The organism is Tistlia consotensis USBA 355 (assembly GCF_900177295.1).
Lineage (GTDB): Bacteria > Pseudomonadota > Alphaproteobacteria > Kiloniellales > DSM-21159 > Tistlia > Tistlia consotensis.
This window is the reverse complement of the sequence record NZ_FWZX01000044.1, coordinates 1-20,423: the sequence shown is the minus strand read 5'-3', so window position 1 is coordinate 20,423 and position 20,423 is coordinate 1. Positions and strand designations below refer to the sequence as shown.

Annotated in this window: 20 protein-coding genes; 18 read left to right on the top strand and 2 right to left on the bottom strand. The window is 65.2% G+C overall.

Annotated features, from left to right (window positions below; translation table 11 throughout):
* Positions 1-93 precede the first annotated feature (93 nt).
* On the bottom strand, positions 94-1,395 hold the full coding sequence (locus B9O00_RS29865) for an ABC transporter ATP-binding protein (protein WP_085126713.1): 1,302 nt from the start codon (positions 1,393-1,395) through the stop codon (positions 94-96).
* A gap of 12 nt (positions 1,396-1,407) precedes the next feature.
* Positions 1,408-3,141 (bottom strand): ABC transporter permease, encoded by a 1,734-nt coding sequence (locus B9O00_RS29860; RefSeq protein ID WP_085126711.1) that lies wholly within the window; start codon positions 3,139-3,141, stop codon positions 1,408-1,410.
* 619 nt (positions 3,142-3,760) lie between these two features.
* Between B9O00_RS29860 and B9O00_RS29855 the strand changes: the two genes are divergently transcribed.
* From B9O00_RS29855 to B9O00_RS29770, 18 genes are all read left to right on the top strand, one after another.
* Positions 3,761-5,704 carry a conjugal transfer protein TraG gene (locus B9O00_RS29855; RefSeq protein WP_437123436.1) on the top strand — a complete coding sequence of 648 codons (1,944 nt, stop codon included), beginning with the start codon at positions 3,761-3,763 and terminating at the stop codon, positions 5,702-5,704.
* Positions 5,705-5,820: 116 nt separating this feature from the next.
* Positions 5,821-6,222, top strand: coding sequence for a ribbon-helix-helix domain-containing protein (locus tag B9O00_RS29850; protein ID WP_085126708.1), 402 nt, complete (start codon positions 5,821-5,823; stop codon positions 6,220-6,222).
* Positions 6,219-7,184: a P-type conjugative transfer ATPase TrbB gene (gene trbB, locus B9O00_RS29845; RefSeq protein ID WP_085126705.1), complete on the top strand. Its 966-nt coding sequence runs from the start codon at positions 6,219-6,221 to the stop codon at positions 7,182-7,184. Before B9O00_RS29850 ends, trbB begins: the two co-directional genes overlap by 4 nt.
* A gap of 12 nt (positions 7,185-7,196) precedes the next feature.
* Entirely contained in the window at positions 7,197-7,505 is a 309-nt protein-coding gene (locus tag B9O00_RS29840) for a TrbC/VirB2 family type IV secretion system protein (RefSeq protein WP_085126703.1), read from the top strand.
* Complete coding sequence (locus tag B9O00_RS29835) at positions 7,505-7,774, top strand: VirB3 family type IV secretion system protein (protein ID WP_085126701.1); 270 nt, start codon at positions 7,505-7,507, stop codon at positions 7,772-7,774. Before B9O00_RS29840 ends, B9O00_RS29835 begins: the two co-directional genes overlap by 1 nt.
* The gene (gene trbE / locus B9O00_RS29830) at positions 7,768-10,233 is read left to right on the top strand and encodes a conjugal transfer protein TrbE (RefSeq protein WP_085126699.1); all 2,466 of its coding nucleotides are present in this window, start codon (positions 7,768-7,770) and stop codon (positions 10,231-10,233) included. Before B9O00_RS29835 ends, trbE begins: the two co-directional genes overlap by 7 nt.
* Complete coding sequence (trbJ, locus tag B9O00_RS29825) at positions 10,230-10,943, top strand: P-type conjugative transfer protein TrbJ (RefSeq protein WP_085126697.1); 714 nt, start codon at positions 10,230-10,232, stop codon at positions 10,941-10,943. The genes trbE and trbJ overlap by 4 nt, the downstream gene beginning before the upstream one ends.
* A gap of 21 nt (positions 10,944-10,964) precedes the next feature.
* The gene (trbL, locus tag B9O00_RS29820; protein ID WP_085126694.1) at positions 10,965-12,323 is read left to right on the top strand and encodes a P-type conjugative transfer protein TrbL; all 1,359 of its coding nucleotides are present in this window, start codon (positions 10,965-10,967) and stop codon (positions 12,321-12,323) included.
* A 3-nt stretch (positions 12,324-12,326) separates the two neighbouring features.
* Positions 12,327-13,046: a conjugal transfer protein TrbF gene (gene trbF, locus B9O00_RS29815; protein WP_085126692.1), complete on the top strand. Its 720-nt coding sequence runs from the start codon at positions 12,327-12,329 to the stop codon at positions 13,044-13,046.
* Positions 13,043-14,041 carry a P-type conjugative transfer protein TrbG gene (trbG, locus tag B9O00_RS29810; RefSeq protein ID WP_085126689.1) on the top strand — a complete coding sequence of 333 codons (999 nt, stop codon included), beginning with the start codon at positions 13,043-13,045 and terminating at the stop codon, positions 14,039-14,041. The genes trbF and trbG overlap by 4 nt, the downstream gene beginning before the upstream one ends.
* 11 nt (positions 14,042-14,052) lie before the next feature.
* Positions 14,053-15,273: a TraB/TrbI/VirB10 family type IV secretion system protein gene (locus tag B9O00_RS29805; protein ID WP_085126687.1), complete on the top strand. Its 1,221-nt coding sequence runs from the start codon at positions 14,053-14,055 to the stop codon at positions 15,271-15,273.
* A 41-nt stretch (positions 15,274-15,314) separates the two neighbouring features.
* Entirely contained in the window at positions 15,315-15,638 is a 324-nt protein-coding gene (locus B9O00_RS29800; protein WP_085126685.1) for a DUF2274 domain-containing protein, read from the top strand.
* A gap of 3 nt (positions 15,639-15,641) precedes the next feature.
* Positions 15,642-15,959: a DUF736 domain-containing protein gene (locus tag B9O00_RS29795; RefSeq protein WP_085126683.1), complete on the top strand. Its 318-nt coding sequence runs from the start codon at positions 15,642-15,644 to the stop codon at positions 15,957-15,959.
* A 303-nt stretch (positions 15,960-16,262) separates the two neighbouring features.
* The gene (locus B9O00_RS29790; protein WP_200808712.1) at positions 16,263-17,219 is read left to right on the top strand and encodes a type IV toxin-antitoxin system AbiEi family antitoxin domain-containing protein; all 957 of its coding nucleotides are present in this window, start codon (positions 16,263-16,265) and stop codon (positions 17,217-17,219) included.
* Positions 17,212-18,126, top strand: coding sequence for a nucleotidyl transferase AbiEii/AbiGii toxin family protein (locus B9O00_RS29785; protein WP_085126681.1), 915 nt, complete (start codon positions 17,212-17,214; stop codon positions 18,124-18,126). Before B9O00_RS29790 ends, B9O00_RS29785 begins: the two co-directional genes overlap by 8 nt.
* Before the next feature lie 102 nt (positions 18,127-18,228).
* Positions 18,229-18,513 (top strand): hypothetical protein, encoded by a 285-nt coding sequence (locus B9O00_RS29780; protein WP_179243995.1) that lies wholly within the window; start codon positions 18,229-18,231, stop codon positions 18,511-18,513.
* A gap of 29 nt (positions 18,514-18,542) precedes the next feature.
* The gene (locus B9O00_RS29775; protein ID WP_085126679.1) at positions 18,543-20,168 is read left to right on the top strand and encodes a recombinase family protein; all 1,626 of its coding nucleotides are present in this window, start codon (positions 18,543-18,545) and stop codon (positions 20,166-20,168) included.
* A 44-nt stretch (positions 20,169-20,212) separates the two neighbouring features.
* Positions 20,213-20,423 (top strand): transposase (locus B9O00_RS29770; protein ID WP_143596401.1); only part of this gene is annotated, 211 nt, incomplete at its 3' end.

Genomic DNA, 20,423 nt, shown 5'->3' with positions numbered 1-20,423 from the left:
ACACGGCACACAGCAGGGAGGTGAAGTCATGGTCGAAGTGGAGACGCTGACACGCGTTTAATGGTGTGCCAGAATTCCATTTATTGCTTATCTTCAGGGATTTTCCAGGCTGAACATCTGCGTGTGGGCGTCATAGGCGAACGCCTCGGCATAGCGCCCCCAACTGATGACCGCGCGCAGCGTCTGCTCGGCCGCCTCCGGCGACATGTGGTCCTCAAGCTCGTCGGAGAATCGGCTCCACGGAGCGCGATGGCTCGGCCGTTCGTCCAGGACACGCCGGATGTGAGCGGCAAGTGCAACGTAGGTGAGCAGATGCTGGGCGAAGAGGCGCTTGCGCTCGTCGGTTTGCAGTTGCGCGTACCGCCTTCCCTCGGGCGTAAGCCTGATGTCGCCGCCGGCCACTTCGGCAAAGCGCAACATCTGCAGCGTCTCGGCGGCCGGGAAGAGGTGGTCGATCTCCATGTGCAGTGAAGCCGCGATGACGGGGAGATCGGCCTCGCCGTCGTATGGCGCCGCAGCCACGGCTTCGAGCAGGCCGGACAAGAGGTTCGACGACAGACGCGGCAGGATGGTGCCGATGCCGGCCCCCGGGAACCGCTCGGCCCGCGCTCCGGCGCGTTCGGCGGCGGGCCTGGCGGTCATCTCGACATAAATGCGCTCCACGACATCGCGGAAGCCGGGATCGAGACGGTCGCGGGGCTGCGGCAGGTCGACCTTGATCTCGTTCAGTATCCGCCCCGGATTGCTGCCGAAAACGAGGATGCGGTCGCACATCAGGACCGCTTCCTCGATGTTATGGGTGACCAGGATCACTCCCTTGATCGGAAGCTGACCTTCGGACCACAGTTCCAGAAAGTCCGTGCGCAGCGTCTCGGCTGTCAGCACGTCGAGCGCCGAGAACGGCTCGTCCATCAGGAGGATATTGGGGTGAACGACGAGCGCGCGAGCGAAGCCGACGCGCTGGCGCATGCCGCCCGAAAGCTCACGCGGATAGGCGGATTCGAAGCCGTCGAGCCCGATCAGGTCGATGGCGTCGAGCGAGCGGCGGCGGATCTCCTCGCGCGGCAGGCCGAGCGCCTCGAGGCCGAGCTCGACGTTTTCGAGAACGGTGAGCCAGGGGAACAGCGCAAAGCTCTGAAACACCATAGCGATGCCGGGCGGCGGCTCCGTCACCGCCCGACCGAGATAGCTGATCGATCCGGCAGCCGGGACCGACAGACCGGCGATGAGCCTGAGCAGCGTCGACTTACCCGAGCCAGAGCGGCCGAGCAGGCCGACGATCTCGCCTTCCCGCAATCTCAGGTCTATCCCGTCGAGAACGAGCAGTTCGCCGCCGTCGGGCTTGGGAAAAGCCTTGCGAACGGCCTGGAGGTCCAACAAGAGGGTGTTGTCCATATCGGCCTCCTTTCAGCCAAGGCGGAACTTGCGTTCGGCGCGGGCGTAGAGCGGGCGCCAGAACGTGCGGTTGATGACGACGACGAACGCGCTCATCACGGCGATGCCGAGGACCACGCGGTGAAAGTCTCCAGCCTGCGTGGCCTCGGCAATGTAGGCGCCGAGCCCGTGCGCTTGCAGCCTGTTCTGGCCCCAGCTCGCGATTTCTGCGACGATGCTGGCGTTCCAGGAACCGCCTGAGGCGGTGATGGCGCCGGTCAGGTAGAACGGGAAGACGGCAGGCAAGGCGATCCGGCGCCACCACAGCCAGCCGCGGACGCGCAGGTTGGTGCCGATGTCGCGCAGCTCGCTCGGGATGGTCGAGGCGCCCGCAATGACGTTGAACAAAATGTACCACTGGGTGCCGAGGATCATGAGCGGGCTGAGCCAGACATCCGGGTCGAGCCGGAAGGCCACGATGGCCGAGACGGCGAGCGGAAACAGAAGATTGGCCGGGAAGGCCGCCATGAACTGGGCGACCGGCTGCACGACGCGCGCGGCATTCGGGCGCAGGCCGATCCAGACGCCGATGGGCACCCAGATCGCGCTGGCGATCGCGATCAGCACGATCACGCGGGTCATGGTCGCGAGCCCGAGGAGGAAGGCTCTTCCCGCCTCGGCGAGCGGGACGCCGGCCAGCACGAACTGCGCGATCTTCCAAAGGGCCAAGGCAGCGACCGCGACCACCGCCGCGTGCCAGATCCGATCGACCCTGCGCCCTCTGCGGCCCTGGCGACCTCCCATGACACCCTGATTGCCCGCCCTGGTAGAGAGCCGGTACGACCACCGCCAGGCGGCCCCGAATGGCGCTGTTGCCCGCACCACGAGACGCGAACGCCGCAGCGCCGTCAGCACCCAGGAGCCCGGCGGGGTGACACCCATCTCCTGCTCGAAGCGGAACCGATCCGCCCAGGCGACGAGCGGGCGGAAGAGGAGCTGGTCGTAGATCAGGATTACGACGAACATGGTGCTGATCGCCCAGCCGATGGCGCCGAGGTCCCGGTGCTCGATGGCGAGCGCGATGTAGGACCCGATCCCCGGCAGCGTGACGGTCGTGTCGCCGACGCTGATCGCCTCCGAGGCGACGACGAAGAACCAGCCGCCCGACATCGACATCATCATGTTCCAGACGAGAGCCGGCATGGCGAACGGCACCTCCAGCCGCCAGAAGCGCATCCACGGGCTGAGCCGGAACGAGCGGGCGGCCTCCCCTAGCTCCTCCGGCACCGTTCGCAGCGACTGGTAGAAGCTGAACGCCATGTTCCAGGCCTGGCTGGTGAAGATGGCGAAGACGGCAGCGAACTCGGCGCCCAGCATCCGTCCAGGCGCCAGCGACATGAAAAAGACCACCGTGACCGAGATGAAGCCGAGGATCGGCACCGATTGCAGGATGTCGAGCAGCGGTATCAGGACGAATTCGGCGCGACGGCTCTTCGCGGCCCAGGTCGCATAGGTGAACGTAAAGAGAAGCGACAGCCCCATCGCCGCCAGCATGCGCAGCGTCGTCCGCGCGGCATAGCCGGGCAGCGCGGCGGGATCGAGCGTGATGGGGCTTACCCCCGGCTCGGGGAGCGGCTGCGCGAGCCCGTGGCTGGCCTCGGCCAGAAAGACCAGAGCGCCAAGGACCAGAAGAACGGCGACGAGATCCAAAAGGGTCAGAGCGCGCTGGCTCTTTTCGACGGAGACCGGGGGAATCGGGTACGTCATTGCCAGCCGCGCCTTGCTCTCTCAAAGCAAGGGCGCAGCACGCGGTGCTGGGCGAATAGCCCAGCGGCGCGATCACCGATTTGCCGATTGACAGTCCTTGTATGCATGCCCGATCGCATCCTGTGTGGCAAGAAGCGCCGGGCTGGGAGTGGAAGCCTAAACCCGGATCGCGTCCTGCCCGCTAAGAGATCGACTGCCGTCGCTCATTGCTGGTCCTCTTTGTCGAACGGAAGGGTCCCGTCCGTGCAATCCTGTATTTTTCATAACCTTGTTGCGCTGCGAAGTCATGCTGAATTTGACCGATTCTTGCCCAGCCGAATCCAGCACTAACTGAGCGTCTCTTCAAGATTGAGAGTGGCCTGAGAATGGCTCGCAAGGGGGCTGCTACTTTTCGATGGTCCGACCGGCGAGCAGGACTCGGGGACTCGCGGTGACGATCGTACCCCGTCGTACATAAAGGCCATAAGCGCTTCTGCAAGGTCGGGCGAAGCTTGTTCAGTTTGTCTTGAACAGCGGAACAAGGCCCATGACCCCCACCAAGCTACTGATCGGCCAGATCACCGTTGTGTTCGCCATCGTCATTCTCGGCGTGTGGGCGGCGACACAGTGATGCGCGGACATGCTGGGCTATCAGGCGCAGCTCGGCAGCCCGTGGTTCGACCTCTTCGGTTGGCGGGTCTATGAGCCATGGAAACTGTTCGAGTGGTGGTATTTCTACGAGGCCTATGCGCCGGAGGTGTTCGACAAGGCCGGGATGCTGGCGGCGGGAAGCGGCTTCATGGGGTGCGCCGCCGCGATCGCAGGTTCCCTCTGGCGGGCGCGGCAGAGCCGGCTCGTCACCACCTACGGCTCGTCGCGCTGGGCCTTGCCGCGTGAGATCGAACGGGTCGGGCTGTTCCGACCGGCAGGGGTCTTCCTTGGGCGGCTCAGGGACCGGTATCTGCGCCATGACGGACCGGAGCATGTCATGGCCTTCGCGCCGACACGCTCTGGCAAGGGCGTTGGACTCGTCGTGCCGACGCTGCTCACCTGGACCGGTTCGGCGGTGATCCACGACATCAAGGGTGAGAACTGGCAGTTGACCGCCGGTTGGCGCGCGAAGTTCTCGCACTGCCTGCTGTTCAACCCGACCGACCCGCGCTCGGCCCGCTACAATCCATTGCTGGAGGTACGCAAGGGGCCGGACGAGGTGCGCGACGTCCAGAACATCGCCGACATTCTGGTTGACCCCGAGGGCGCGCTCGAGCGCCGGAACCATTGGGAAAAGACCAGCCACGCCTTGCTGGTCGGCGCCATCCTGCACGTGCTGTACGCCGAAGAGGAGAAGACACTGGCGCGTGTTGCCACCTTCCTGTCCGATCCGCGCCGGTCCTTCGCGGCGACGCTGCGGCGAATGATGGCGACCAACCATATCGGTACGCCGAAGAACCCGAGGGTCCATCCGGTCGTGGCTTCGGCCGCGCGCGAGGTGCTGAACAAATCGGAGAACGAGCGCTCGGGCGTGCTCTCCACCGCCATGTCCTTCCTCGGCCTCTATCGCGACCCTACCGTCGCGGCGACGACCTCGGCCTGTGACTGGCGCATTGCCGATCTCATGGATGCCGAACATCCGGTCTCGCTTTATCTGGTCATTCCGCCGTCCGACATCTCCCGCACCAAACCGCTGGTGCGGCTGGTCCTGAACCAGATCGGGCGGCGATTGACCGAGCGGTTGGAAGGAGATCCGAGGAAGACCCGCAAGCATCAGCTCATAATGATGCTCGACGAGTTCCCGGCGCTGGGGCGGCTCGATTTCTTCGAAACGGCGCTGGCCTTCATGGCCGGATATGGCATCCGCGCCTATCTCATTGCGCAGTCGCTCAATCAGATATCCAAGGCCTATGGCGAGAACAATGCCATCCTCGACAACTGCCATGTGCGCATTGCCTTTTCGTCAAACGATGAGCGGACGGCCAAACGCATCTCCGACGCGCTGGGAACGGCGACCGAACTGCGCGCCCAACGCAACTATGCCGGCCACCGGCTGGCGCCGTGGCTGTCGCATGTCATGGTCAGCCGGCAGGAGACGGCGCGTCCGTTGCTGACGCCCGGCGAGGTGATGCAATTGCCGTCCGCGGACGAGCTGGTGCTGGTCTCCGGCCTGCCTCCGATTCGAGCGAAGAAGCTCCGCTATTACGAAGATCGGAACTTCACGCAGCGTGTTCTGCCGGCCCCACACCTTTCCGAAGGCGGCTACGAGGACAAGCCGGCACCGCGCTCCGACGACTGGAGCGGCCAGGTGCGCGATACCGACGACCGCCTGATGCCTGCCGACGAGGGCGGCACTAAGCGCGGTTTCCTTGGCGAGGAAGGCGGGTTTCAGCAGCAGCGCCACCCGGGCTTGGCGGAGGAAGAGATCGCGAAGCCCGTCGAGCCGGGGCAGCCGGATCTTCCGGGGCTCGATGTGGACGAGTCGGATGTCGTCGCTGACAAGCGCGCCCTGGATCGGCTGTCGAAGCCGGCGCGCGTTTATGGCGTCAACGAAGCGATGGGGCCGGAGAAAGATATCCTCGAAGGATTCTGATCCCGCGCAGACATCCGCATGTGATCGCATTCCGTCGTACATAAAGGCCGTAAGAGATTCCGGCGCATCCGGCGATCCTTGTCCTGACTTTTTCAAGACCGTCAGGGCAAGACTGCATGAAGCCGCGCCACAACATCTACATCGACGAGGACACGAGCGCCGAGCTCGAAGCGCTGGCGGCCAAGCCCGGCGCCTCCAAGTCAGCCATCATCACCGACGCGATCCGGCATTACATCCGGCACCGCGGCGCCCATGCGCTCGATGAGGCGCTGAGGATCCGGCTCGACCGGCTGACGCGCGAAAACAACCTCATCCGGCGCGACATTGACGTCCTGACCGAGAGCCTCGCCTTCTTCGTGCGGCTCTACCTCACCTTCAACGCGCACACGCCGATCCCGGACAAGACGACACAGGCGGTCGCGCAGGAACGCTACCAGAAATTCGTCGAGCAGGTCGGCCGCCAGATCGCGGGCGGCAAGCGCTCGCTCGACACCAGGGACGGAGAAGAAAACCCATGAGCACGACCGCCGAAGAACGCCGCCGCACCATGCTGAAGACCGCCATGGGGCCGGCAATTGCCGAGGCCCTGTCCGACCCCGCCGTTATCGAGGTGATGGTCAACCCCGACGGCAGGCTCTGGATCGACCGGCTCGGTGAGGGGCGAAGCCACGCCGGCCTGCGTGTTCACCCCTCCGAAACCGAGCGGATCATCCGCCTTGTCGCCTCCCATGTCCGCGCCGAAGTGCATGCGGACAATCCCATTGTCAGCGCCGAGCTGCCATCGGGAGAGCGCTTCCAAGGCGTCTTGCCGCCGGTTTCGCCGGCACCGTGTTTCGCCATCCGCAAGCCAGCGGCGAAGATCTTCACGCTGACTGATTACGTCCGTGCCCAGATCATGGTCCCGATCCAGGCCGATGCCCTCAGGCAGGCCGTGCGGGAGCGAAAGAACATCCTGGTCGCGGGCGGAACCTCTTCGGGCAAGACCACGCTTGCCAATGCGCTGCTTGCCGAGATCGCCAACTGCGACGAACGGGTGATTCTCATCGAGGACACGCGCGAGCTGCAATGCGCGGCTGAGGATTGCGTGGCGCTCAGAACCCGCGCGGGCGCGGTGTCGATGGCTGACCTGGTGCGCTCGACCCTGCGCCTGCGCCCCGACCGCATCGTCGTCGGCGAGGTGCGGGGCGCCGAAGCGCTCGACATGCTCAAGGCCTGGAATACCGGCCATCCGGGCGGCATCGCCACCGTGCATGCCAACTCCGCCCATGCCGCCCTCTACCGGATCGAGCAGCTCGTCCAAGAGAGCGTCAGCGTCATCCCGCGTCGCCTGATCGCGGAGGCGATCGATCTCGTCGTGTTCATCGCCGGGCGCGGCTCATCCCGCCGCATCGAGACCATCGCCGAAGTCACCGGCCTCGACGCCAACGGCGATTACGCGGTGACCACGCTTTCCCTGCCCCAACTGCAATCGCTCTCATGAAAGGACATATCCATGCGCAAAAAGCTCCGATTTCTGTCGGCTACCGCCCTCACGTTTCTGCTCACGGCCCCGGCCTATGCGGCCGGATCCGGCATGCCGTGGGAAGAACCGCTCCAGCGCATCCTGGAATCGGTTCAGGGACCGGTAGCCAAGATCGTCGCGGTGATCATCATCATCATCACCGGCCTCACGCTCGCCTTCGGCGAGACCTCGGGCGGTTTCCGGCGGCTGATCCAGATCGTCTTCGGCCTGTCCATCGCCTTCGCGGCGTCGAGCTTCTTCCTCTCCTTCTTCTCCTTCGGCGGCGGGGCGCTCGTCTGATGAATGCTGCCCGCCACATCGAAGGCTTCGAAATCCCCGTCCATCGCGCGCTGACCGAGCCGATCCTGCTTGGCGGCGCGCCGCGGGCCGTCGCCATCCTCAATGGCACGCTCGCGGCCGCCATCGGCCTCGGTCTCCAGCAATGGATTGCCGGTCTCGGCCTGTTCGTCGCCGGGCATACGCTCAGCGTTTTTGCGGCCCGGCGCGATCCGGACTTCCTGCTCGTGCTCGCCCGCCACCTGCGTCAACGGGGGTGGTGGCGATGCTGAATCTGGCCGAATACCGCAACCGCGCCGACCGGCTCGCGGACCTGCTGCCCTGGGCGGCGCTGATCGCGCCCGGCATCGTCCTCAACAAGGACGGCAGTTTCCAGCGCACCTTCCGCTTTCGCGGCTCCGATCTCGAAAGCGCGACGGAGGCCGAACTGGTCGGCCTTTGCGCACGGGCCAACAATGCCCTCAAGCGTCTCGGCTCTGGCTGGGCGCTCTTCTTCGAGGCGGAACGGCTTGAGGCGCAGGATTATCCGCGGTCCAACTTCCCGGACGCGGCCTCATGGCTCATCGATGAGGAACGCCGCGCGGCCTTTGAAGAAGGACGGCAGGGCCGGCATTTCGAAAGCCGCTATCACCTCACTCTTCTCTATATGTCGCCGCCGGATGCGCAGGCGCGCGCCGAGAATGCGCTGCTGGATTCAGGCCGGAAGGGGGAAGGGGACAGCGGCGTCCGGAACTGGCGACAGGAGCTGGCCCGGTTCCGGGACGAGAGCGAGCGGGTTCTGGACTTGCTTAGCGGTTTTCTGCCGGAGGTCCGCGCGCTCGACGATGCCGAGACGCTGACCTTTCTGCACGGGGTCGTTTCGATGAAGCGCCATCCCGTCGCCGTGCCCGAAGCGCCGATGTATCTCGACGGCGTGCTGGTCGATACGCCCTTGACCGGCGGCCTGGAGCCGATGCTGGGCGATCGGCATTTGCGGACGCTGACGATCCTCGGTTTTCCGAACGCGACCCGCCCCGGCATCCTCGACGCACTGAACCATCAGGACTTTGCCTATCGCTGGGTCACCCGCTTCTTGCCCCTGGACAAGACCGCGGCGACGAAGGTGCTCACGCGCCTGCGCCGGCAGTGGTTCGCCAAGCGCAAGTCGATCACCGCCATCCTGCGCGAGGTGCTGACCAACGAACCTGCCGCATTGGTCGACAGCGACGCCGACAACAAGGCGCTCGATGCAGACGCCGCTCTGCAGGCTCTCGGCGGCGATCATGTCGGCTTCGGCTATCTGACGACGACCGTCACAGTCTGGGACGAGGACCGCGAGGCGGCGGAAGAAAAGGTCCGCGCCGTCGAGCGCATCGTCAATGGACTCGGCTTCACCTGCATTCGGGAAACGGTGAATGCCGTCGAAGCCTGGCTCGGTTCGCTGCCGGGGCAGGCTTACGCCAATGTCCGGCAGCCGCTCGTCCACACCCTGAACCTCGCGCACCTCATGCCGCTCTCGGCGGTGTGGGCCGGGCCGGCGCGCAATACCCATCTCGACGGGCCGCCGCTGCTTCACTCCGAGACCTCCGGCTCCACGCCGTTCCGCCTTTCCACCCATGTGGGCGATGTGGGTCACATGCTGATCGTCGGCCCGACCGGGGCCGGCAAGTCGGTGTTCTTGTCGCTGATCGCGCTGCAATTCCGGCGCTATGCCGGTTCCCAGGTCACCATCTTCGACAAGGGCAATTCGGCGCGCGCCGCCGTGCTCGCCATGGGTGGGGAGCATCATGCGCTCGGCGCTGCCCCTGATGACATCATGAACGCGCTCGCCTTCCAGCCGCTCCGCGACATTGACGATCCGGCGACGCGAAGCTGGGCGGCGGAATGGATCGGCGCGCTGCTCGCCCATGAGCGTGTCATCGTCACGCCGGAGGTGAAGGAGGCCGTCTGGTCGGCGCTCAACAACCTCGCCGCCGCGCCGGCCGAGGAGCGCACGCTCACCGGCCTGTCCGTCCTTGTCCAGGCCAATGCCCTCAAGGCCGCGCTCCAGCCCTACACGCTCGACGGCCCCTTCGGCCGGCTGCTCGACGCCGCCGAGGATCGGCTGGCGCTGTCCGACGTCCAATGTTTCGAGACCGAAGAATTGATGCACGAGGCCGGTGTCGTCCTGCCGGTGCTGACCTACCTCTTCCACCGGCTGGAGGAACGGTTCGACGGGCGGCCGACGCTGCTCATCCTCGACGAGGCCTGGGTCTATCTCGACAACCCGCTCTTCGCCGCCCGCATCCGCGAATGGCTGAAGGTGCTGCGCAAGAAGAACGTGTCGGTGATCTTCGCGACGCAGTCGCTGGCGGACGTGGCCGACAGCTCTATCGCGCCCGCCATCATCGAGTCCTGCCCGCAGCGCATTTTCCTGCCCAATGACCGGGCTATCGAACCCCAGGCACGGGCGGCTTATGGGCGCTTCGGTCTCAACGATCGGCAGATCGAGCTGATCGCGCAGGCAACGCCAAAACGGCACTACTACCTGCAATCGCGCCGCGGCAACCGGCTGTTCGATCTGGGCCTCGGTCCCGTGGCGCTGGCGCTCTGCGGCGCCTCCGATCCGGCCTGCCAGACGCTCATCGACAGCATCCTCGCCGAGCACGGCCCGGAGGCCTTCGCCGCCGAATTCCTGAAGGCGCGCGGCCTCGATTGGGCCGCGGAACTGCTCGGCCAATTCTCTCCCCAAGCACAGGAGCCAACACCATGAAACGCCGGACTCTGGCGGCGCTCGTCGCCGCATCCCTTGTCGTCGTTCTGCCGCAGGCGGGTCATGCCGCCTGGCCGGTCTTCGATGCCACCAACTATGGCCAGAGTGTCCTGCAGGCCGCCCGTGCCCTGGAGCAGATCAACAACCAGATCCAGCAGCTCCAGAACCAGGCGGTCATGTTGCAGAACATGGCAAGGAACCTTCAACGGCTGGACTTCTCCTCACTCGGTCAACTCCAGGGGGCGCTGAACCGCATCGACGGGCTGATGATGCAGGCGGACGGCCTCAGCTTCGACCTGACTCAGCTCGAAGGCCAGTGGCGGCAGCGATATCCCGACAGCTACGACGCGAGTGTCTCGGTCAGCGACATGGCCACCGCCGCGCGCGAACGCTGGCTGAGCGCCATGAACGCTTTCCGCCAGACCATGCAGGTACAGTCGCAGATCGTCGAGAACGTGCGCGCCGACGAAGGGCTGCTCACCGATCTCGTCAGTCGGAGCCAGGGCGCCGTCGGGGCGCTGCAGGCGCAGCAGGCTGCCAATCAGCTCATTGCGCTCTCGACCAAGCAGCAGATGCAGAGCCAGACGCTGATGGCCGCCCATTACCGGGCCGAGGCCGAAGACGCCGCGCGCAAGGCGCAGGCGGAGGAAGCGGCGCGCAAGACCACGCGCAGGTTCCTCGGTTCCGGCTCCGCCTATTCCGGGAACTGACGGGCGGGGAGGCGGCGCGCGATGAACGATCTCGGCATCATCGACCGGTTCATGGAGACCTTCAGCCGCTATATCGACAGCGGCTTCGGACTCCTGTCGGGCGACGTCGCCTTCCTCACCACCATCCTCATCGGCATCGACATCACGCTGGCGGGCCTGTTCTGGGCGCTGGGCGGCGAGGACAATATCATCGGGCGCCTGATCCGGAAGGTGCTCTATGTCGGAGTCTTCGCGCTGATCCTCAACAACTTCCAGGACCTTGCCGAGATCATCTACAGGTCCTTTTCCGGTCTCGGCATACAGGCCGCGCCCGGCACGCTGGCCGCCGACGATCTGCTCAAGCCCGGCAAGATCGCCGCCACCGGCTATGAGGCGGCGTATCCGCTCATCGATCAGGTCGGCAATCTCGTCGGCTTCCCGGAAATCTTCGGCAACGCGCTCACTGTCTTCGTCCTGCTGCTGGCCTGGTTCCTGGTCCTCATCGCCTTCTTCATTCTGGCGATCCAGCTCTTCATCACGGTGCTCGAGTTCAAACTGACGACGCTCGCTGGTTTCGTGTTGGTTCCCTTCGCGCTCTGGAACAAGACGTCGTTCCTCGCCGAACGGGTTCTCGGCAACGTGATTGCCTCCGGCATCAAGGTGATGGTGCTCGCCGTCATCGTCGGCATCGGCTCGACGCTGTTCGCCTCCTTCGCGGGCGGTCTTCAGGGGCAGGAACCGGACCTTGCCGCCGCCATGTCGCAGGTGCTGGGCGCCCTTGCGCTGCTCGGTCTCGGTATCTTTGGCCCCGGCATCGCCTCCGGTCTCGTTTCCGGAGCGCCACAGCTCGGCGCCGGTGCCGCCCTCGGAGCGACCGGCGCCGCGGTGGGCGCGACCATGCTCGCCGGCGGGGCGGCGCTTGCCGGCGCGCGCATGGCCGCTGGCGGCGGTCTTGCCGCCATCCGTGCGGGCACGGCGATGGGGTCTGCCGCTTCTTCCGCCTACCAACTGGGACAGGTGACCTCCGGGACGTCCGGCATGGCAGGCGTCGCGGCCGGCGCCGGTGGCATGGCGCGCGCTGCCGGCGGAGCTGCCACAAACGCCGCGCGCCGTGTAGCGGGTCGCGCCACCTCCTCTCTGAAGGAAAGCGCCGATGCCGGGCGCCGTGGCGCCTGGACGGCCACAGGCGGCACGCCGACCGTCTCCATGTCGGAGGCAAACGCCGCATTGGCGAGCGCCCCCTCCGGTTCCGTGCCCGCCAACACCGCGCCCGAGTGGGCAAATCGCCTGCGCTCCGAACAGGCGGCGCGCGCCCATCGGCAGACCGCCACCCAAGCCATCAAGGACGGTGACCGGCCCGGCAACGGCGCCAATCCCTCCCTCAACGACAAGGACGACTGACCCATGCTGTTCAAGCGACCGATCCAGCGATATGGCACGACGCCAGAGCCCGTTACCCCCTATCAGAAGGCTGCGCAGCTCTGGGACGAGCGCATCGGCTCCGCCCGCGTCCAGGCGAGAAACTGGCGGCTCATGGCCTTCGGTTGCCTGGCGCTTTCTGTCGGTCTTTCCGGCGGCTTGCTCTGGCAGTCGCTGCAAAGCCGCGTCACGCCCTATGTGGTCGAGGTCGACAAGTTCGGCGAGGCGCGCGCCGTCGCACCGGCGATCCAGAACTACCAGCCGGCCGACGCCCAGATCGCCTGGCACCTCGCCCGCTTCATCACCAACGTCCGTTCGGTTTCCACCGATCCGGTGCTGGTGCGCCAGAACTGGCTGGCCGCCTACGATTTCACCACCGCCCGCGCGGCGCTGTTCCTGAACGATTACGCCAAGAAGAATGATCCCTTCAGCGCGATCGGCACCCGCAGCGTCTCGGTCCAGGTGACGAGCGTGGTGCGGGCCTCCGACGCCTCCTTCCAGGTCAAGTGGACCGAGCAGGTCTTCGAGCGCGGCAGCCTCTCCCGAACCGAACGCTGGACCGCGATCCTGACGGTCGTGATCCAGACCCCGCGCACCGCCGAGCAGCTTCGCAAGAACCCCCTCGGCGTTTTCGTCAATGCCATCGACTGGTCGCGCGAGCTCGACGCCGCCGCGCCCTCATTGCCCAAGGAGTCCGTAGAATGAGAAGTCTTTTCGTCATCACCGTGTCGGCGCTGGCCTTGTCCGCCTGCGCCACAAAGCCTTTGCCCCCGGCGGTCGGCTACGACTCCAACGACTTCAAGCCGGCCGTCATCCACCAGGAACCGGCCAAGCCGGTGAAGATCGTCGAGGTGCCGAAGGTTCTGGCATTGCCGGGCCAGCTTCAGCCAGAGCCCGGCGAGGGGACCGAGGACAAGCGCCCGCCGACCGAGCGGGTCGAGGACGCCAATAAGGCGGCGACGCAGGAGCCGACGAAATACGGCTATATCAACGCCATCCAGGTCTATCCCTATGCGGAAGGGGCGCTCTACCGTCTCTATGCGGCGCCGGAGCGGGTGAGCGACATCGCCTTGCAGCCCGGCGAGAAGCTGACCTCCGTGTCCGCCGGCGACACCGTGCGTTGGGTGATCGGCGATACGGTAAGCGGCGCGGGCGACAGCGAGCGCACCCATGTGCTGGTCAAGCCCTTCGCGCCGGGGCTCAAGACCAATCTCGTCATCACCACCGACCGGCGCGCCTATCACCTGCAGCTCGAAAGCACTGAGAAGACCGCCATGGCGGCGATTTCCTGGACCTATCCTTCCGATCAGCTTCTCGCCCTGCGCCGACAGAACGCGGAGGCACAAGCGGCGCTGCCGGTCGCTTCGAATGTCGCGTTGGAGAACATCCGCTTCCGTTACGCCATCACCGGCGACAACCCACCCTGGAAGCCGCTGCGCGCCTTCGACGACGGCCACAAGGTCTATATCGAGTTCCCCCGCCGTATCGACCAGGGCGAGGCGCCGCCGCTTTTCGTCGTCGGCGCCGACGGCGGCAACGAACTCGTCAACTACCGCATGCGCGGCAACTACTACATCGTCGACCGCCTGTTCGCCGCCGCCGAGCTGCGCCTCGGCACCAAGCCGCAGCAGGTGGTGCGGATTTCCCGGGCCGACGGGACGCCGCGGCGCACCGCGCTGTTTTCGCTTAACGAGCGGTAGGGGGAGGGGCCATGACGGATACCGCCGCACCCACGCCACGACCCGCCGGTTCGTCCAAGCGCGATCCCGGCAAGCTGGACCTGCGTGCCGCGCCCCGTCGCGTCGTGCGCTTCAGGCGCGGCCTTGTCATTGGCGCGGCCGCGCTTGGCTCCGGCGCCATCCTCGGCGTGACCATGATGGCGTTGCAAGGCCCGGCCCTGCGCATTCAGGACCAGGCCGAGGAGCTCTACAACACCGAGCGCAAACCGACCTCGGACGGCCTCGCCGCGCTGCCCGGCGATTACAGCCAGGTCCGTCCCCAGACACCTGAATTGGGTCCACCGCTTCCCGGCGATCTCGGGCGACCGATCCTGGAGCGCCAACGACAGCTCGGGATTGCGCCGGGAGGATCGGAATTGTCCGCCGAGGAGCAGCGCCTCGCCCAGCAGGCCATCCAGGCGATGGAGGCCGGCGTCTTCTTCCGTATCGAGAACCGGCCGCGGCAGGACACACCGGCAGTGACGGGCCAGTCTCAGCAAATGGCGGCAACGGAGACTGGTTCGCTCGACGCTGACCGCCTGGCGCTCGACCCTGAACGCGACCAGAACAACCAGCAGCGCAAGCTCGACTTCCTGAGTCAGCGCGACGCCGGCGGTATCTATAACCCACACGCCCTGCAGACGCCGGTCTCGCCCTATCAGGTGATGGCCGGCAGTGTGATCGCCGCGAGCCTGATCACCGGCATCAATTCCGACCTGCCGGGCCTCGTCGTCGCCCAGGTCACCGAGAACGTCTACGACACGGTGACCGGCCGAACGTTGCTCATCCCGCAGGGTTCGCGCCTGGTCGGCACCTATGACAGCGTGATCGCCTTCGGGCAGTCCCGTGCGCTGCTTGTCTGGCAGCGCATCATTGTGCCCAACGGCTCCTCCATCGAGATCGACAATCTGCCAGCCACCGACACCGCCGGTTATGCCGGGCTCGAGGACGAGGTCGACTACCACACTTGGCGGCTCATCAAGGGCATCGCGCTCTCCACCCTGCTCGGCGTCGGCACGGAACTGAGCCTGGGCAGCGACGAGAGCGATCTGGTCCGGGCCATCCGCGAGTCAACTCAGCAGAACGTCAATCGGGCCGGCCAGCGCATCACCGAGAAGAACCTGAACATCCAGCCCACCATCACTGTCCGTCCCGGCTGGCCGCTCAGGATCATCGTCCACAGGGATCTCGTATTGCGCCCCTACCAGGGCTGAAACCTGTCCACCGAAGCTTTAGCGAAGGAGGAGGATCGATCATGGCCAATCTGAAACTCGGAAAACTGCCCGACCGCACGCCGGCGAAGATCACCATCACGGTGGGCGCTGACCTCAACCAGGCGCTCCGGGATTATGCGACCCTCTACCGCGCCACCTATGGCGAGGCCGAATCCGTCACCGAGCTCATTCCCTTCATGCTGGAGGCCTTCCTCGACAGCGACCGCGCCTTCGCCAAGGCGCGCAAGGAGGGGTTGCCGGAGACGAACATCGACAAACCGGCCCGCCGCACCCGCTCACCGCGCGCGGGCGATACCGAAGCGGCGTCGCCCGCGGTCTCATCCACATCGCAATTCCAGGAGTGACCCATGCAAATCGGCGCCTTCACTTTGTCCAATGACGGCGGCTGGACCGGCTCCATCCGCACGCTCACTATCGACGCCAAGGTCCGGCTCGTCCCCAACGACGACCGTACCCATGACTACGCCCCGGCATTCCGCGTCCTCGTCGGCAACGCCCGCATCGGTGACGCCTGGGATGCCCGGACGACGGGCGATCACCCGAAATACTATCTCCGCGTCCGTCTCGACGACCCGAGCCTTCCCGAGCCCTTCACAGCGGCGCTGTTTCCCTCCGAGGAGGGTGATCGGGCGCAGCTCGTCTGGAACAGGCGGCGGGAGGGATGAGCCGCTCCGATTTGCTCGATCCCGAAATCGGTCGCAAATGACTTCGGACGACGATGGCTTTTGCCCATGAATTCGGAAGTCGCGCCCTTCGCGGTCGTGGGGATGTCGCCGAAGGCAAGGCGAGCCTTCCTGCAAGGGAGATTGTTACGAATCCTCCGACCATAAGCGCATGTGCCGAGGATTCGTATCATCGTGCCTGGTCCTGCCGGGCTCTCGAAAGGGGGACGCCTCCAGGGTCGTTCCCGCCGGTGCACCCGTCCCGGTCGGCAATGGTATAGGGTATTTTGAAGTTTCAATTATTTGATGGTTGTGGACCATCAAAAAGAGATATACAGGAAATGCGAGTTGCAAATATTTTCAAAACATGCGAATTTGATGGTTATGAGCCATCAAAAAACGCCGAGACTAAAGCCCTTTCTGGAGCGGGTCCCCCCCGGCTTCCTCGTTGATGCCGCATGGCTGAAGCGCTTCGGGATCGATCCCAAGTCCATCCACGACTATGCCGAGCGGGGCTGGCTGGAGCGGGTGGTGCGCGGGGTCTACCGTCGCCCGCTGCCTCATACCGATCAGGCAGGGCGCCCACTTGTCCGACCGGAGACCGACTGGCAGCTCGCGCTGCTGTCGATCCAATGGATCATGGAACATGACGTCCATCTGGGTGGTTTGAGCGCGCTCGGCTTCCATGGGCTCGCCCACTATCTGCCACTTGGCGGCGGGGAGCGTGTCTATCTCTATGGCGAAGTTCCCTCCTGGCTGGCCCGCCTTCCAGGCAAGACACAGTTCGTCGTTCGCTCTCGCGTCCTGTTCGGTGACGACCTTACCGGCGTCGAGAATGCCGAGCACCAGTTCGAGAGCGCGCATGGGGCGGGGGCAGGACACGGCCCGACCGTGAGCCCCTGGCGCTGGCCGCTCAAGGTTTCGTCACCCGAGCGCGCCATCCTCGAAGCGCTCGACGAACTGCCAGCCCACGCGACCTTCGACAATCTGGACATGATCTTTCAGGGTCTGACGAACCTGCGTCCCAAGCGCCTGATGACCCTGCTGCGCGCTTGCCGAAGCATCAAGGTCAAGCGCCTGTTTTTCGTGTTCGCCGACCGGCATGCCCATGCCTGGGTGAAGCATCTGGACAAGAGCGCCATCGATTTCGGTTCCGGCCCGCGCGCGCTGGCGAAGGGCGGAAAACTGCACCCGGTCTACCGGATCTATGTGCCCGAGGCGCTTCTGCCTGAGGACATGGACGAGGACGCGAGCCATGCGTGAACGCTATGTCGAGCAGGTCCGCTTGCTGATGCGCCTCATGCCGGCCATTGCGGCCGAGGAGGTCTTTGCGCTCAAAGGCGGTTCAGCCATCAATCTCTTCTACCGGGACATGCCGCGCCTGTCGGTCGATATCGATCTGACCTATGTACCGATCGAGGATCGGGCCGTCTCTCTTCAGCATATCGATGCCACGCTCGACCGGATCATGGACTCATTCGGCCGCAGCAACAGGGATGTGCGGCTCCAGCGCATCGCCGGCGGCGGGAACCTGGAAACCCGCATCATGGCCTCGCGCGGTGCGGCGAGCGTGAAGATCGAGACCTCGCCTGTCATGCGCGGAACGGTGCTGTCGCCGGTGCCGATGAGGGTTTCGGACGCGGTGGAGGAGGCCTTTGGGTTCGCCGAGATGCCGGTGCTCGCCTTCGAGGACCTCTTTGCCGGCAAGCTGCATGCTGCCCTCGACCGCCAGCACCCGCGCGATCTCTACGATGTCCACCTGCTCTATGAGAATGAGGGGCTGACGGACGATTTGTTCCGGGTCTTTCTGGCCTATGTCTGCGCGTCCGGCCGTCCGCCGCACGAACTGCTGGCGCCGCCGGCTATCCCGATAGAAGAACTGTATACGGAGGAATTCGTTGGGATGACGCGGGAAGAGATCGCGCTGGCCGATCTCGAAACGACGCGGACGCGCCTGATCGCGGATATCCGAAGCCGCCTGACTGGCAAGTCCGCGGCGTTCCTGCTGTCGCTTCACGACGCTGAACCGGATTTCGCCCTCATCGACCTGCCCCAGGCCGAACGGCTTCCCGCCATCCAATGGAAGCTTCTCAACCTGCGCAGGCTCAAGGCTGAAAATCCGGCCAAGCATGCCGAGCAGGGAGAAATGCTGAAGGCGTTGTTTGTCTGAAGAGGGCCTGGGAGAAGAACAGGGTATATAACGGCTATAAGAACTCGGCTGCTTTTGCGCGATCCTTATCCGGTATGCATCAATACTGGAAAGGTTCGGCCCATGAAGGAAAAGGAGGACCAGGCGGCCGCGGTCATCCCGCCCCCGGCGAACGATAACGGCCCCAAGCAAGGGGCGGCGCAAGAAGCGGAGCGGCACCTGGATACCATCGCGCGGGCCATCGGCCGCCATATTGCCCGCGAACATATCAGGGCCTGGGAGCGGGAGCGGCGGAAGCGGGCGGCCAACGACAATGAGGGCCGGTCCGCCAACGGCGGGCAAAACGCCCCGGTGGGGCGTTTTGAGGACCGAATGCCAAAGGAAGAGGGGCGGGAACCGGACGGGTGAAATCCGCCCTTGAGAGAAAGGAAAGTCTTATGACCCGCGCTGCGCTATACGCCCGCTATTCCTCGGACAATCAGAGCGTTTCCTCAATCGAGGACCAGTTCCGCATTTGCCGGGATCAGGCGGCGCGGGAGAAGTGGAAAGTGGTGGGGGCCTACAAGGACGCTGCCATTTCGGGCGCGAGCGTCACCTTGCGGCCGGGCATTCAGGCGCTCTTGCAGGACGCGCAGGCGGGCAAGTTCGAAGCCGTGCTGGCGGAAGCGCTGGACCGCATCAGCCGCGACCAGGCCGATGTCGCCATTCTCTACAAGCATTTCAAGTTTGCCGGCGTGACGCTCGTGACACTTGCCGAGGGCGAGATCTCCGAGCTGCATGTCGGTCTCAAGGGCACCATGAACGCCCTGTTCCTGAAAGACCTCGCCGCCAAGACCCACCGCGGTCTGCGCGGCCGCGTCGAGAAGGGAAAGGCGGGCGGCGGCCTCTGCTACGGCTATGACGTCGTGAAGCGGCTCAACGGCGACGGCGAGCAGGTGCGCGGCGAACGGAAGATCAACGAGGCCGAGGCGGAGATCGTCCGCCGCATATTTCGCGAATTCGCGGCCGGCAAGAGCCCCAAGGCTATCGCCGCCGACCTCAACCGCGATGGCATTCCCGGCCCCAATGGCAAGGCCTGGGGCGACACCACCATTCGCGGCCATGTCTGCCGGGGCACCGGCATCGTTAACAACGAGCTCTATGCCGGTGTGCTGGTCTGGAACCGGCTGCGTTACATCAAGAATCCGGCGACGGGGAAGCGCGTGTCGCGCGTCAACCCGGAGTCCGAGTGGATCAGGACCGAGGTGCAGGAGCTGCGCGTCGTCAACGAAGACCTTTGGCAGGCGGCGCGGCGGCGGCAGGAGGAAATCTCCAAGCAGTTCGAGAATGTCACCAAAGGCGTGCGCGCTTATCGTGCCAAGCACGTCAACGAGCTGCGCCGCCCCGCCTTTCTGTTCTCCGGCCTACTCAAATGCGGCTGCTGCGGCGGCAACTACGGCATCATCACCCGTGACCGGTATGGCTGTCTCAACCGCTATCGCCGGGGCACCTGCGACAACGGCCATACCATCCGTCGCGATGACATCGAGCAGCGCATTCTCTCCGGCCTTACTGAACGGCTGGTTTCGGCCGACAGGGTCGCCAAGGCCGTGCGCGCCTATGCCGAAGCGCTCAACAGTCAGAACCGTGAACGCCGGGCGCAGGTGGAGCTTGACCGCAAGGCGCTGGAGAAGATCGAACGTGGCATCGTCGGCATCATGGCAGCGATCGAGGATGGCATGTATCAGCCGGCCATGAAGGATCGGATGGAGGAACTTGAGCGCCAGAAGGCGGATGTCCTGGCGCGTATGGAACAGGCGCCCGAGGACGTCCCGGACATCCACCCCAACATCGCCGAAATCTACAAAGCCAAGGTGACGCAGTTGAGCGAGGCTCTGGCTGATCCCGAACTGCGCGATCAAGCTGCCGAGGCGTTCCGCGCGCTGGTCGACGAGGTGGTGCTTGAGCCCGGCGACAAGCGCGGCGAAGTCAACGCCACCTTACGCGGCGAGGTGATGAACATCCTTGACATCGTTTCCGGGCGCAAAACGTACGCCTCCGGTGAGAGCCGCCTTGCGGGATAGCGGGATCGTGGGAAGGTCCTAGGGGTAATCCTAGGAGTAGCCCTATGACGATACCGCGGGTCGAGGTGATCACGTCCGTTGAGCGGCGGCGGCACTGGTCGCGTGCGGAGAAGGAGCGGCTGGTCGCGGCGAGCCTGGAGCCGGGCGTGACGGTCTCGGAGGTGGCGCGCTCGGCGGGCCTGCACGTCAGCCAGCTGTTCCGCTGGCGCAAGCAGCTCTGCACGCGGATCGACGCTCCGCCGGCGCCCGAGTCCC

Excerpts from the sequence above, each read along its gene's own strand:
- B9O00_RS29865 (WP_085126713.1), bottom strand. The coding sequence starts at position 1,395 with ATGGACAACACCCTCTTGTTGGACCTCCAGGCCGTTCGCAAGGCTTTT.
- B9O00_RS29860 (WP_085126711.1), bottom strand. The coding sequence starts at position 3,141 with ATGACGTACCCGATTCCCCCGGTCTCCGTCGAAAAGAGCCAGCGCGCT.
- B9O00_RS29855 (WP_437123436.1), top strand. The coding sequence starts at position 3,761 with ATGCTGGGCTATCAGGCGCAGCTCGGCAGCCCGTGGTTCGACCTCTTC.
- B9O00_RS29850 (WP_085126708.1), top strand. The coding sequence starts at position 5,821 with ATGAAGCCGCGCCACAACATCTACATCGACGAGGACACGAGCGCCGAG.
- trbB (WP_085126705.1), top strand. The coding sequence starts at position 6,219 with ATGAGCACGACCGCCGAAGAACGCCGCCGCACCATGCTGAAGACCGCC.
- B9O00_RS29840 (WP_085126703.1), top strand. The coding sequence starts at position 7,197 with ATGCGCAAAAAGCTCCGATTTCTGTCGGCTACCGCCCTCACGTTTCTG.
- B9O00_RS29835 (WP_085126701.1), top strand. The coding sequence starts at position 7,505 with ATGAATGCTGCCCGCCACATCGAAGGCTTCGAAATCCCCGTCCATCGC.
- trbE (WP_085126699.1), top strand. The coding sequence starts at position 7,768 with ATGCTGAATCTGGCCGAATACCGCAACCGCGCCGACCGGCTCGCGGAC.
- trbJ (WP_085126697.1), top strand. The coding sequence starts at position 10,230 with ATGAAACGCCGGACTCTGGCGGCGCTCGTCGCCGCATCCCTTGTCGTC.
- trbL (WP_085126694.1), top strand. The coding sequence starts at position 10,965 with ATGAACGATCTCGGCATCATCGACCGGTTCATGGAGACCTTCAGCCGC.
- trbF (WP_085126692.1), top strand. The coding sequence starts at position 12,327 with ATGCTGTTCAAGCGACCGATCCAGCGATATGGCACGACGCCAGAGCCC.
- trbG (WP_085126689.1), top strand. The coding sequence starts at position 13,043 with ATGAGAAGTCTTTTCGTCATCACCGTGTCGGCGCTGGCCTTGTCCGCC.
- B9O00_RS29805 (WP_085126687.1), top strand. The coding sequence starts at position 14,053 with ATGACGGATACCGCCGCACCCACGCCACGACCCGCCGGTTCGTCCAAG.
- B9O00_RS29800 (WP_085126685.1), top strand. The coding sequence starts at position 15,315 with ATGGCCAATCTGAAACTCGGAAAACTGCCCGACCGCACGCCGGCGAAG.
- B9O00_RS29795 (WP_085126683.1), top strand. The coding sequence starts at position 15,642 with ATGCAAATCGGCGCCTTCACTTTGTCCAATGACGGCGGCTGGACCGGC.
- B9O00_RS29790 (WP_200808712.1), top strand. The coding sequence starts at position 16,263 with ATGGTTGTGGACCATCAAAAAGAGATATACAGGAAATGCGAGTTGCAA.
- B9O00_RS29785 (WP_085126681.1), top strand. The coding sequence starts at position 17,212 with ATGCGTGAACGCTATGTCGAGCAGGTCCGCTTGCTGATGCGCCTCATG.
- B9O00_RS29780 (WP_179243995.1), top strand. The coding sequence starts at position 18,229 with ATGAAGGAAAAGGAGGACCAGGCGGCCGCGGTCATCCCGCCCCCGGCG.
- B9O00_RS29775 (WP_085126679.1), top strand. The coding sequence starts at position 18,543 with ATGACCCGCGCTGCGCTATACGCCCGCTATTCCTCGGACAATCAGAGC.